Source organism: Streptomyces sp. NPDC059142 (assembly GCF_042755665.1).
Lineage (GTDB): Bacteria > Actinomycetota > Actinomycetes > Streptomycetales > Streptomycetaceae > Streptomyces.
The window spans coordinates 26,162-38,262 of the sequence record NZ_JBHZDA010000041.1 but is presented as its reverse complement, the minus strand read 5'-3'; the positions used below and the strand labels follow the sequence as shown (position 1 = coordinate 38,262).

Genomic DNA, 12,101 nt, shown 5'->3' with positions numbered 1-12,101 from the left:
ACCCGCGGGGTCGGGCGCAAACGCGCCGACCGGCACCCGCCCGCACCCGCCCGCACCCGCCCGCACCCGCCGACGGCCGTACGGTCTGCCGACCGGCGCTGGAGGAGTCCGCTCCCCCCTGGAGCCGTGCGCACTCCCCGGCGCCGGAGCCGCCGGGCAGAAGTCCCTGACCGCCTCGTCGCTCCGGGCGCGAAGGCGGCGGTGGAAGCACGCGGCTTCGGCGTACGGGCACGCGGCGTACGGGCACGCGGCGGGCCGGCGCACGGGGCGGGCCGCCACGACGACCTGACGCCCCTTCCGGGCCAAGTCACCCCCGTCCAGGGCGGACACGCACTAGACCCCCGCCGCCCCCAGCAACGCCCCCGCCCCGTACGTCACCCCCATCGCCAGCGCTCCCCCGGCCACGTTCCGCAGCAGTGCGGGGACCACCGCCGCCGAGCCCAGGCGGGCGCTGCCCCAGCCCGTCAGGGACAGGGCCGCCAGGACCGAGAGGACCGTGATCCAGAGCCGCAGGGACGCGGGCGGGAGGACCATCGCCAGCAGGGGGAGCAGGGCGCCCGCCGTGAAGGCCAGGAAGCTCGCGCCCGCCGCGTGCCAGGGGTTGGTGAGCGCGTCGGGGTCGATGCCCAGTTCCACGCGCGCGTGGGCGCGCAGCGCGTCGCGGCGGGTGAGCTGTTCCGCGGCCTCCCGCGCCACGTCCTGCGAGAGTCCACGGTCCGCCAGCATGTTCGTCAGCTCGTCGAGTTCGGCCCGTGGCTGCTCGCGCAGTTCCCGTTTCTCGACCTCCAGCGCCGCCTTCTCCGAGTCGCGCTGGGTGGAGACCGAGACGTACTCCCCCGCCGCCATCGACATGGAACCCGCCAGCAGCCCGGCCAGGCCCGCCGTGAGCAGGGTGCCGCGCGCGCTCGTGGCGCCCGCCACCCCGACGACGATTCCCGCCGTGGAGACGATGCCGTCGTTGGCGCCGAGGACGGCGGCGCGCAGCCAGTTGAGGCGGGTGCCCAGGGCGTCGCCGTGGGGCTCGTCGTGCGGTTCGTCATGTGGTGTGGTGTCGGTCACCCGGTCAAGGTCTCACCCCGACCCCGCGCCGCCCGTGGACCGACCCGCCCCACAAGCGCCTTGACGGGGCGACGGCTGACCGGGCAACAGCACTGTCAGTCGCGGCCCGTATTCTCTGTGACCATGCTTGACGACCAGACGCAGACGCCTTCAGCGGCATGGCCGACCGCCTATCCACAGGGGTACGCGGTCGTCGACGTCGAGACCACCGGTCTCGCCCGCGACGACCGGATAATCTCCGCCGCCGTCTACCGCCTGGACTCCCTCGGCGATGTCGAGGACCACTGGTACACCCTCGTCAACCCGGAGCGCGATCCGGGGCCCGTGTGGATCCACGGCCTGACGAGCGAGGTGCTGGAGAGCGCGCCGCTCTTCCCCGAGGTGGCGGAGGAGCTGGCCGAGCGGCTGGACGGGCGGGTGCTCGTGGCGCACAACGCGATCTTCGACTGGTCGATGATCGCCCGGGAGTACGCGCGCGCCGGGCGCACCGCGCCCACCCGGCAGCGGCTGTGCACCATCGCGCTCTCCAAGGAGCTGAGCCTGCCGCTGCCCAACCACAAGCTGGAGTCGCTCGCCGCGCACTTCGGTGTCGTACAGCAGCGCGCGCACCACGCGCTGGACGACGCGCGGGTGCTGGCCGAGGCGTTCCGGCCGAGTCTGCACGCGGCGGCCAGGAGCGGCGTACGGCTGCCGCTGCTGGAGTGCCGGCCGCTGACCGAGTGGTCGGACGCCCCGTCACGGCCGCGGGTGGGGTATCAGCCGTCGTCCCGTCAGGGGAGCTGGCGTCCGTCGCGCAAGCGGCCCGCCTGTCCGTATCCGAATCCGGGGCGGTACGAGCCGGGCGGGACGCTGCGGCAGGGGATGCGGGTGGCGTTCTCGGGCGACACGTCCGTCGACCGGGAGCTGCTGGAGGACCGGGCGGTGGAGGCGGGGCTGCATGTGGCGACGAGTGTGTCCCGGCTGACCAGTCTGCTGGTGACGAACGATCCGGACTCCTCGACGTCGAAGACGGTCAAGGCGGCGTCGTTCGGCACCCCGGTGGTCGACGAGGCGGCCTTCACCCAGCTCCTGCGGGACGTGACGCCCGCGGGGTCCGCACCGGCGGCGCGTTCGGTACCGGCAGGGCGTCCGGCACCGGCGGAGCGTTCCGTACCGCCGGGCCGTCCCGTGCCCCCGCAGGAGTCGGCGCCCGGACTGTTCCCCGCGGAGGGATGACCAGACGGGTGAATTGACGCGCGACGCGCCACCGTCCCGCTCGCGCCCGGGTCCCCCGCGCTCCACTCTGTGGCGCATGGCACGTTGTGAGGTCTGCGGAAACGATTACGGCATGTCCTTCGAGGTGCACGCGCAGGGCGTGGTGCACGTCTTCGACTGTTTCGCGTGCGCCATCCACCGGATGGCGCCGATCTGCGAGCACTGCCGGGTGCAGGTGATCGGACAGGGCGTCGAGGTGGACGGGCACTGGTTCTGCGGCGGGCACTGCGCGCGCGCCGACGGCCGGGCGGGCATCGTCGACCACGTCTGAGGCGCCCCGGCATCCGGGGCGGCCCCCCGCACCCGGGGCGGCCGATCCCCACCCCCGGGTCGGCCCGCCGGGACCCGCCGGGTACCGTCGATGGCGTGTACCGCTTCCTGTTGTCCCGGCAATGGGTGATCCTCACCCTCCTTGCCCTCGCGCTCATCCCCACGATGATCGAGCTGGGCTTCTGGCAGTTGCACCGCCACGAGCACAAGGTGGCCCAGAACTCGCTGATCTCGGCCAACCTCGCGGCGAAGCCCGTTCCGGTCACGGAGCTGACCTCCCCCGGGCACACCGTCCCGCGCTCCGACTACTGGCGCGGTGTCACGGTCACCGGCACGTTCGACACCGCGCACGAGGTCGTCGTCCGGCGCAGGACCTCCAACGACGACCGCGTCGGCTACCACGTCCTGACCCCGCTGGTCATGAAGGACGGCCGGGTGGTCGTGGTCAACCGGGGCTGGATCCCCGCAAACGGCGACCAGCACACCTTCCCGGAGATCCCCGCACCGCCGAAGGGCGAGGTCACCATCGCGGGCCGGCTGAAGGCCGACGAGACCTCCGCGGTCACCGGCATCCGGGACGTGGGGGATCTGCCGCCCCGCCAGGTCATGCTGATCAACAGCGGCCGGCAGCAGGAGTCCCTGGGCCGTACGGTCCTGGGCGGCTATGTCGAGCTGACCTCCCCCGCGCCGGCGGACGGCAGCCCGCAGCCGATCCAGAACCCGGACGACGGCTCGATCGGCCCGCACATGGCGTACGCCGTCCAGTGGTGGCTGTTCGTGGCCGCCGTACCGGTCGGCTGGGGGATTCTCGTACGGAACGAGCGGCGCGACCGCCTCGCCGCCGCGAAGAGCGCCGCGGACGCCGACGCCGAGCCGGAACCCGAGCCGGCCCACGCCTGACCTGCCGCCCCGGCGCGTCATCCCCCTGCCCCATCCCTCTGCTTAGCTCGGCCGCCGTACGGGAAAAAGCCCTGGCGTGACCCAACGCATCGAGGACTACGCACTCATCGGCGATCTCCAGACCGCCGCCCTGGTCGGCAGGAACGGCTCCATCGACTGGCTGTGCCTTCCTCGCTTCGACTCGGCCGCCTGCTTCGCGGCGCTGCTCGGCTCCGAGGAGAACGGTCACTGGCGGCTCGCCCCCGCGGGGGCCGGGACCTGCACCCGGCGGGGCTATCTGGGTGACTCGCTCGTGCTGGAGACGGTGTGGGAGACCAGGACCGGCACGGTCAAGGTCATCGACTTCATGCCGCAGCGCGAGCGGGCCCCCGACATCGTGCGGATCGTGGAGGGCGTCAGCGGCGAGGTGGAGATGAAGGCCACCCTCCGGCTGCGCTTCGACTACGGCTCCGTGGTGCCGTGGATGCGGCGCTCCGACGGCCACCGGGTCGCGGTCGCCGGTCCCGACTCCGTCTGGCTGCGCAGCGAGCCGCCGGTGAAGACCTGGGGGCAGCACTTCAGCACCTGTTCGTCGTTCTCGGTCAAGCCGGGCGAGCAGGTGGCGTTCGTCCTCACCTGGCACCCCTCCCACGAGCCGCGCCCCGAGCGGGTCGATCCGTACGACGCGCTGGCGCACAGCCTGGAGGACTGGGAGACCTGGGCGGCCCGCTGCCGCTACCAGGGCCCGCACCGCGCGGCCGTCATGCGTTCGCTCATCACGCTCAAGGCGCTCACGTACGGCCCGACGGGCGGCATCGTCGCCGCGCTCACCACGTCCCTGCCGGAGGAGATGGGCGGCGTACGCAACTGGGACTACCGCTACTGCTGGCTGCGCGACTCCACCCTGGTGCTGGGGGCCCTGGTCTCGGCCGGCTATCTGGAGGAGGCGGCGGCCTGGCGGGACTGGCTGCTGCGCGCGGTGGCCGGCGACCCGGCCGATCTTCAGATCATGTACGGGCTCGGCGGCGAGCGCAGGCTCCCGGAGAGCGAGCTGCCGTGGCTGCCCGGGTACGCGGGCTCCCTCCCGGTCCGTACCGGCAACGGCGCCGTCGACCAGCTCCAGCTCGACGTGTACGGGGAGGTCATCGACTCCCTGAACGTGGCGCGCACGGCGGGGCTCGCCTCGAAGCCGCACGCCTGGAACCTCCAGCTCAGCCTGCTCGGCTTCCTGGAGTCGAAGTGGCGGGAGCCGGACGAGGGGCTGTGGGAGGTACGGGGCCCCCGCCGGCACTTCGTGCACTCCAAGGTGATGGCGTGGGTCGCCGCCGACCGTGCCGTACGGACGCTGGAGGAGGAGCCCTCGCTCCACGGCGACGTACGGCGGTGGCGGGCGATGCGGGACGAGGTGCACCGGGAGGTGTGCGAGAAGGGGTACGACCCGGAGCGGAACACCTTCACCCAGTCGTACGGTTCGGCGGAGCTGGACGCCGCGACGCTGCTCATCCCGCGCGTCGGCTTTCTGCCGCCGCACGACCCGCGGGTGATCGGCACGGTCGACGCGGTACGGGCCGAGCTGGGGCGGGACGGTCTGCTGCGGCGTTACAGCGGGACCGGGTTCGCGGTGGACGGGCTGCCCGGGGAGGAGGGAACGTTTCTGGTGTGCTCCTTCTGGCTGGCCGACGCGCTCCACCTCACGGGACGCACGGCGGAGGCCGAGGAGCTGTTCGAGCGGCTGCTCGCGCTGCGCAACGATGTCGGGCTGCTCGCGGAGGAGTACGACCCGGTGGCGCGGCGCCAGCTCGGCAACTACCCGCAGGCGTTCAGCCACATCGGCCTGGTGGTGACGGCGCTGACCCTCGCGGGGGTGACGGCGGGGAGGGAGCCCGGCGCCCGTACCGAGGAGGCGGAGGCGGGGGCGCAGGGCGGTCCGGAGCCTGGACCGGGGGACGACAGCGCGGGGGGCGGCACGGCAGGATAGGGCCATGGATCTTGGACTGAAGGACCGCGTCTACGTCGTCACCGGTGGCTCGCGAGGGCTGGGCCGGGCCACCGCGGAAGCGCTCACGGCGGACGGCGCGAAGGTCGTCGTCTCGGGGCGCGACGAGAAGAGCATCACCGCCGCCGCGGCGGAGCTGGGGCCAGGGGCGCACGGAGTGGCCGCGGACAACGCGGACCCGGCCGTGGCGGAGCAGCTCGTCGCCGCCGCGAAGGAACGGTTCGGCCGCTTCGACGGCATCCTGATCAGCGTCGGCGGCCCCGCCCCGGGGTCCGCCGCCGGCAACACGGACGAGCAGTGGCGTACGGCGTTCGAGTCGGTCTTCCTGGGCGCGGTACGGCTGGCCCGTACCGCGGCGGCCGAGCTGACGGAGGGCGGGGTCGTCGGCTTCGTGCTCTCGGGCTCCGTCCATGAACCCATCCCTGGCCTGACCATCTCCAACGGGCTGCGCCCCGGTCTCGCCGGGTTCGCGAAGTCCCTGGCGGACGAGGTCGGGCCGCGCGGGGTCCGGGTGCTGGGTCTGCTGCCGTCGCGGATCGACACGGACCGGGTCCGCGAGCTGGACGCGCTGTCCGGCGACGCGGAGGCGGCGCGGGCGGCGAACGAGTCGCGTATTCCGCTGCGCCGGTACGGGACGCCGGAGGAGTTCGGCAGGACGGCGGCGTTCCTGCTGTCGCCCGCCGCGTCGTATCTGACGGGCGTGATGCTCCCGGTGGACGGCGGCGCGCGGCACGGCTTCTAGCCGATTCGTTCCGAAGCAGCGCCCGTCCGCCCCTCGGGGCGGGCGGGACTTCGGAACAGCTCCTCCAGGCAACGCCTGTCGGGAGGGGCGGGGCAACTGGGCCTGGCGCAGAGCGAGTTCGGCTATTGGCCGACCAGCCTCTACCCATCGGTAACCCGTGGCTGCCACGATGTGCGCGACCCATCGGCCCCACCCCTCACCCCAGGAGACCGATATGGCGGCACTCGGCCTGCTCAGAAGCCTCACCACGACCGCGGTTCTCACCACGGCGCTCGCGGCGGGCACCGCGCTCCCGGCACTGGCCGCCCCCACCGCCCCCGCGTCCGCTCCGGCCACCGCCGCGGCAGCGGCCGCGAAGCCCGACTACGCGACCTGGCAGGCCGACATAGCCGCCGTCATGGACCAGGCGGACTCCTATGTCGCCGGGCGCCTCGCCTCGGTGCCCGCCGGCCAGAAGCCCGCCCTCGTCCTGGACATCGACAACACGTCGCTGGAGACCGACTACTCGTCGGCCTTCCCGACCCCGGCGATCCGGCGCACCCTCGCCCTGGCGGAGTTCGCGCACGACCGGGGCGTCAAGATCTTCTTCGTGTCGGCCCGTCCCGACCTCATCCAGTCGGTCACGCAGTACAACCTGAAGTCGGTCGGCTACACGGTCGACGGTCTCTACGGCCGGTCGATCGGGGACCTCTTCACCGAGGTGAGCGCGTTCAAGACGGCCCAGCGCGTGAAGATCGAGAAGAACGGCTACACGATCATCGCCAACATCGGCAACAACACCACCGACCTGACCGGTGGCCACGCCGAACGCACCTTCAAGCTCCCGGACTACGACGGGCAGCTCTCCTGAGCATCCGACCGCCGGGGAGCGGGAGGGAGCGGGGCGCGGGGGTACGACAGCCCCGTCCCGCCCCTCAGCTCACCCACCCCGCCGCCCGGTTCACCGCACGGCCCCTCAGCTCACCCGCTCCGCCCGGTGCTTCACCGCCCCCAGCCGCACCTCCGCCGGCAGCGACGCCAGCCCCGCCGAACTCCGCGCGTGCGCCAGGGACTCGTCCGACAGCCGCCGCACCGTCTCGCCGGGCCCCGCGTGCGGTTCCAGGAGGAGATGGACGCGGGCCGACGGGCCTCCGCGCCGGCCCGTGAGGCGGACGGCCGCGCGGGCCACACCGTCCAGGGACTCCGCGTCGTCCGCGACGACGTTCTCCAGCGCCCGGCCGCGCAGCACCGCGCCCTCGCCGTCACCGCTGCGGATCAGGACCTCCGACAGCCGGGCGCGGCGCAGTTGGGCCAGCAGCCACCACAGGGTCAGCACGACGAGGACCGCGAGGACGGCGATGACCACGGGCCACCACCAGCCGTCGCCCCGGTAGCGCAGCCGGTTCGCACGGCTCAGCAGGACGCTCTTCGGCCCGGCGTACGGCCACCAGGACGGCACCGACAGTCCGGTACCGGCCGCGAGGACCGTGCCGCCCGCGCAGAGCAGGATCAGGCCGAGGAGAGCGAGCAGCACCCGGTTGACCAGGCGGACCATCGCGTCACCCCTTTCTCGCGGGCCGGTGGACCCGTACCGTCAGGGCCGGCCGCCGGGCGAGGCCCAGTTCGGCGATGCCGTCGTCCAGCGCCCGTTCCAGGTCGGCGCGCACCTCGTCGAGCGCGCGGAAGTGCGCGGCGGCGTTCACCTTGGCGCGGGAGCGCCGCAGCCGTACGCGCGCCGACCGGACGCCGGAGACCTCCATGGCCCGGTCGCGCAGCGTCAGTTCGGCGGCCTCGCGGTCGAGCCCGGCGCGTACCGGCACGGACTGGCGCCGCATGGGCAGCAGCCGGCGCAGCCCCGGGGTGAGGGCGAGGGCGAGCAGCCACAGGCCGAGGGCGGTCGCGACGGCGGCGGCCACGAGGATCCACACCTCCTCCAGCGGCCGGCGGGCCAGTTGGTCCGCGAGCGCGCGGCGCCAGTACATGGCCCGGTGGCCGGCGCGTACGGCGGCGATGTCGTACAGCAGCAGCCCGGTCGCGCCGAGCAGGATCAGCGCGGCCAGCCCGGCGGGAACACGGCGGAAGGACCAGAAACGCCCGGCGCGCGCCGGGCGCCCGCCTCCCCCGTCGTCGTCATCGTCCCCGGTGTCGTCGAGGGTCGGCCGGCGCCCCCGACCGGCACCCGTGCCGGCGCCCGCCTCCGTGCCCGTGCCGTCCCGTTCGAGTACGCCGCCCCCGTCCGGGTCGCGGTCCCGGTGCGCGGAGCGGTACGGCTCGGGCGCGGGCTCCTCGCTCATCGGATCCTCCCCTGTGCCGCGACACGCGACCGGTCGGAGTGCAGCCGCTCGACCCGCACGTCCACCTCGGGCACCTCCATCCCCACCAGCGTTCTCACCCGGTGGACCACCTGCCGTCGCACCGCGCCGCACTGGGCGCCGAGGTCGGAGGGGTACTCCAGCTCGACGCCGACCCGTACCCGCGCGCTGTCCTGGCGCACCGTCACGAAGGCGTGGGGCGCGGCGCCGCCCTCCGGTACGCCATCGAGCGCTTCCCTCGCCGCCCGCGCCGCGATCTTCGCGACGACCCGGTCGGCGATCGTGGTCGCTCCTCGTTGGGCCGCCGCCACCCGGTCACCGGCCATCCCTCACCGCCGCCGGTCTTCGCGGTCGCGGGGGCGGAAGAAGTCGCCGGGCTCCAGATCACCGTCGACGAACTTCCCCGCCACGAAACCGACCGCACCCAACACGGCCACCACCACAAAGGCTCCGAAACCACCGAAGTATCCGGCGAATCCGAGCACCATCCCGGCCACCAGGCCGACCGCCGCCATACTCATCGTGCTCTCCTCTTCCGCTGCTCGGGCCGGGACCCCGGCGATTCCGTACGGCGACGCCCCCGCCGACCGCTACTGGAGCCGTGAGTCCTGGTCGTCGTCGTCCTCCTCGTCGGGGAGCTTCACGTCGCTGACCGCGATGTTGACCTCCACGACTTCGAGGCCCGTCATCCGCTCGACCGCCGCCACCACGTTCTCCCTGACGGCGGCGGCGACCGCGGTGATCGACACGCCGTAGTCGACGACGATCTCCAGGTCGAGCGCCGTCTGCACCTCGCCGACCTCGGCCTTCACCCCGCGGCTGACGGACTTGCCGCCACCGGGGACCCTGTCCCGTACGGCGCCGAAGGTACGGGCGGCCCCGCTGCCCATGGCGTGCACGCCGAGGACGTCCCGTGCGGCGAGACCGGCGATCTTCTCCACGACGCCGTCGGCGATGGTCGTACGGCCGCGCGAGGCCGGGGGTCCGCCGCCGCGCTTGGTGACGGGGCTGGCTCCCCCCTTCTCGTCGGCCCGACTGCGGGGTGCGGTGTCTGACATCGCCACTCATCCCTTTCCGCGCGGTGATCTGACTCCTTTGCCCACATTAGGTGCGCTTTCGGGGTTCCGCGCCGTGGATGCGGCAGGGTGGAGGAATGACGACTGGGCAGGGGACCGAGGGATGGACGGCGGCCGTACGGCAACGGCTCGCCCCGGGCAGGCTGCTCGCGCTGGGCGAGGCCGCCGACGGGACATGGCTGGCCGAGCGTGCCGCGACGGCGGAGCTGCGGCGGGCCGCCGCGACCGTGCCGGGCGCCGCGCTCGGTGAGATCCGGATCGCCCTGGCCGACCCGGACGGGGCGGCGGACCCGGCGGTGCCGCCGCCGCCCGGCGCCCAGCCGCCGGGTCCGCTGCGGATCGACGGGGAGTTCGCGGCGGCGCCGGGCGAGCCGCTGCCCACGCTGGCGGACCGGCTGCGCGGGGCGCTGTACGCCCGTGCGGTGGACGGGCTGGGGCTGCGGGTGACCGAGGTCGATCTGCGGGTGACGGCGCTGCTGGAGAGCGCGGCGGAATCCCCGGCGCCCGCTGGGCCGGTCGGGCGAGAGGCCGCGGAGCCCGAGGACGCGGTGGGGAGGGCCGCGGCGGCCGTGCCCGGGGTCGCGCATCTGACCGGCGTTCTGGGCGGCGCGGTCGTGCGGACGGCGGCGGCCGAGGACGGCGGGGAGCGGGTACGGGTGGAGCTGGCGACGGCCGCCGGGCACCGCCCGCTGGAGGTGGCGCGGGCGGTGCGGGCGCGGCTCGCGCAGCTCGACGAGGCGCCGCGGACGGTGACGGTGCTGGTGACGGCGGTGGAAGCGCCCGCGGCGGACCGTGCGGGAGGCGGGCACACGCGGCGAACGGCGCGGGGCTGACCGGGGCGGAGCTGGTCGGCGCGGGAGGGCGCCGTACGCCCCGGTGGAGCCGTACGCCGGTGGACCCTCGTACGCCAGTGCCGTCCCTGCGCCGGTCGGCCGCCGGTCAGTCGCCCAGGCCGGCCAGATCGCGCAGTCGGCGCGCCTGGGCCGCGCGCTCGGCGGTGCGCTGGGCCTCGAAGGAGCGGCCCGACGCGCCCTGGAGGAGCGCCTTGGTCTCGGTCAGCGCGGCCCGGTCCGTGGCGAGCAGCGCCGCCGTCAGGTCCTGGGTCGCAGCGTCGAGTTCGCCCGGCTCCACCACCAGATTGGCCAGTCCTATGCGTCCCGCCTCCTCGGCGTGGACGAAGCGGCCCGTGGCGCAGATCTCCAGCGCGCGGCCGTAGCCGACGAGCCCCACCAGCGGATGGGTGCCGGTGAGGTCGGGGACGAGGCCCAGGCTGGTCTCGCGCATGGCGAACTGCGCGTCCGTCGCGACGACCCGCAGATCACAGGCGAGGGCGAGCTGGAAGCCCGCCCCGATCGCATGCCCCTGGACGGCCGCGATCGACACCAGGTCGCTGCGGCGCAGCCAGACGAAGCCTTCCTGGTACTGGGCGATCGCCGCGTCCAGCTCCGCGTCGGAGCCGCGGGCGAGATCGGTGAACGACGGCTCGCCGTCGAACCCCTCCGGGGCGAACGCCTGCCGGTCGAGCCCCGCGGAGAACGACTTCCCCTCTCCGCGCAACACCACGACCCGCACGCTGCCCGGCAGCGACCTTCCGGCTTCCTCCAACGCCCGCCACAGAGCGGGAGACTGGGCGTTGCGCTTGGCCGGAAGGGTCAGTGTCACCGTGGCAACGGCGTCCTCGACGGCGAGCCGTACGCCGTCCTTGTCGAGTACTGGTGCGAGCGAAGTCATGGGGTGCCTCCGGTTCGGGCAGTCGGACTCAACGCCGTAGCGACTTAAGTGACTGCACAGTAACCACCTGGGCGATCGCGCGATCGCCCAGGGTGGCCACTCTCCGAACCGGTGGCCGGGAGGAGCCGCGCCCGGTCGTCAGGCCGATGCGGCCTTCTTGCCTCGCGTGGCCCCGCCGCGTCCCCGCAGCGTGACTCCGGACTCACTGAGCATCCGGTGGACGAATCCATAGGAACGGCCCGTTTCCTCGGCCAGTGCCCGGATACTCGCACCACTGTCGTATTTCTTCTTCAGGTCTGCCGCGAGCTTGTCACGCGCGGCGCCGGTTACCCGGCTGCCCTTCTTCAGAGTCTCGGCCACCCGTGCCTCCTCTATGGGAAGTGCGCTCTGGACTTCTCATGATCACCCCTTACGGACGTCCTGGCCACCCATTCAGCAAGGTCCGTACGACAAGCTTCGGCGTACTTCAACCTTCCAGCACGAGCGGAATGCCCGATTCCAGAGCTGTCCCGATCCGGGCCCGAGCCGCGACGGGCGAGAAGCACCAGGTCAGGGCCTTACCTCTGAGGCAGGTGCGGATGATGTACGGGTGGAGGCGATCCGCCGGGTACCACGCCGAGAGTACGAGACACGGTCACTCAGATGATGGATCACTGCTGAGCCGAATGATCCAGAGGGAGTGGATCACGCCGCCCGGTCACCTCGTCGGCGGGGCGGCGCGGGGGGGGGGGGGCGGGCCCCCCCCCCCCCCGCCCCCCCGCCCCCCCCCCGCGCCCCCCCGCGCGCGGGGACGGCGCCCCCCC

General features: G+C 73.6%; 15 protein-coding genes. 7 read left to right on the top strand and 8 right to left on the bottom strand.

The window, feature by feature from the left end:
• Positions 1-333: 333 nt before the first annotated feature.
• Positions 334-1,059, bottom strand: coding sequence for a VIT family protein (locus ACFXPK_RS17180; RefSeq protein ID WP_385076091.1), 726 nt, complete (start codon positions 1,057-1,059; stop codon positions 334-336).
• A gap of 117 nt (positions 1,060-1,176) precedes the next feature.
• On the opposite strand from ACFXPK_RS17180, the gene ACFXPK_RS17175 reads away from it, so the two are divergent.
• From ACFXPK_RS17175 to ACFXPK_RS17150, 6 genes are all read left to right on the top strand, one after another.
• Positions 1,177-2,274, top strand: a complete 1,098-nt coding sequence (locus ACFXPK_RS17175; protein WP_385006472.1) for a DEDDh family exonuclease — start codon at positions 1,177-1,179, stop codon at positions 2,272-2,274.
• Positions 2,275-2,350: 76 nt separating this feature from the next.
• Positions 2,351-2,584, top strand: a complete 234-nt coding sequence (locus ACFXPK_RS17170; RefSeq protein WP_385006471.1) for a hypothetical protein — start codon at positions 2,351-2,353, stop codon at positions 2,582-2,584.
• A gap of 95 nt (positions 2,585-2,679) precedes the next feature.
• Positions 2,680-3,483 (top strand): SURF1 family protein, encoded by an 804-nt coding sequence (locus tag ACFXPK_RS17165; RefSeq protein WP_385006468.1) that lies wholly within the window; start codon positions 2,680-2,682, stop codon positions 3,481-3,483.
• Positions 3,484-3,559: 76 nt separating this feature from the next.
• On the top strand, positions 3,560-5,440 hold the full coding sequence (locus ACFXPK_RS17160; protein ID WP_385006466.1) for a glycoside hydrolase family 15 protein: 1,881 nt from the start codon (positions 3,560-3,562) through the stop codon (positions 5,438-5,440).
• Positions 5,441-5,444: 4 nt separating this feature from the next.
• Positions 5,445-6,200, top strand: a complete 756-nt coding sequence (locus tag ACFXPK_RS17155) for an SDR family oxidoreductase (protein WP_385076087.1) — start codon at positions 5,445-5,447, stop codon at positions 6,198-6,200.
• 214 nt (positions 6,201-6,414) lie between these two features.
• Complete coding sequence (locus tag ACFXPK_RS17150; protein WP_385076084.1) at positions 6,415-7,050, top strand: HAD family acid phosphatase; 636 nt, start codon at positions 6,415-6,417, stop codon at positions 7,048-7,050.
• 105 nt (positions 7,051-7,155) lie between these two features.
• Here ACFXPK_RS17150 and amaP read toward each other — a convergent pair whose 3' ends face one another.
• The 5 genes from amaP to ACFXPK_RS17125 all read right to left on the bottom strand — a co-directional run bounded on the left by amaP (position 7,156) and on the right by ACFXPK_RS17125 (position 9,549).
• Positions 7,156-7,734: an alkaline shock response membrane anchor protein AmaP gene (gene amaP / locus ACFXPK_RS17145; RefSeq protein WP_385006461.1), complete on the bottom strand. Its 579-nt coding sequence runs from the start codon at positions 7,732-7,734 to the stop codon at positions 7,156-7,158.
• A 4-nt stretch (positions 7,735-7,738) separates the two neighbouring features.
• Entirely contained in the window at positions 7,739-8,473 is a 735-nt protein-coding gene (locus ACFXPK_RS17140; protein WP_385076081.1) for a DUF6286 domain-containing protein, read from the bottom strand.
• On the bottom strand, positions 8,470-8,817 hold the full coding sequence (locus ACFXPK_RS17135) for a hypothetical protein (protein ID WP_384997050.1): 348 nt from the start codon (positions 8,815-8,817) through the stop codon (positions 8,470-8,472). The genes ACFXPK_RS17140 and ACFXPK_RS17135 overlap by 4 nt, the downstream gene beginning before the upstream one ends.
• Positions 8,818-8,820: 3 nt before the next feature.
• Positions 8,821-9,012 (bottom strand): hypothetical protein, encoded by a 192-nt coding sequence (locus tag ACFXPK_RS17130; protein ID WP_385076078.1) that lies wholly within the window; start codon positions 9,010-9,012, stop codon positions 8,821-8,823.
• A 69-nt stretch (positions 9,013-9,081) separates the two neighbouring features.
• Entirely contained in the window at positions 9,082-9,549 is a 468-nt protein-coding gene (locus ACFXPK_RS17125) for an Asp23/Gls24 family envelope stress response protein (RefSeq protein WP_384997046.1), read from the bottom strand.
• Positions 9,550-9,644: 95 nt separating this feature from the next.
• On the opposite strand from ACFXPK_RS17125, the gene ACFXPK_RS17120 reads away from it, so the two are divergent.
• Positions 9,645-10,400 carry a hypothetical protein gene (locus ACFXPK_RS17120; protein WP_385076075.1) on the top strand — a complete coding sequence of 252 codons (756 nt, stop codon included), beginning with the start codon at positions 9,645-9,647 and terminating at the stop codon, positions 10,398-10,400.
• A 106-nt stretch (positions 10,401-10,506) separates the two neighbouring features.
• On the opposite strand, the gene ACFXPK_RS17115 is transcribed toward ACFXPK_RS17120, so the two are convergent.
• The gene (locus tag ACFXPK_RS17115) at positions 10,507-11,298 is read right to left on the bottom strand and encodes an enoyl-CoA hydratase/isomerase family protein (RefSeq protein WP_385076072.1); all 792 of its coding nucleotides are present in this window, start codon (positions 11,296-11,298) and stop codon (positions 10,507-10,509) included.
• Between the two features lie 138 nt (positions 11,299-11,436).
• Positions 11,437-11,658, bottom strand: a complete 222-nt coding sequence (locus ACFXPK_RS17110; protein ID WP_006123601.1) for a helix-turn-helix domain-containing protein — start codon at positions 11,656-11,658, stop codon at positions 11,437-11,439.
• Positions 11,659-12,101 lie beyond the last annotated feature (443 nt).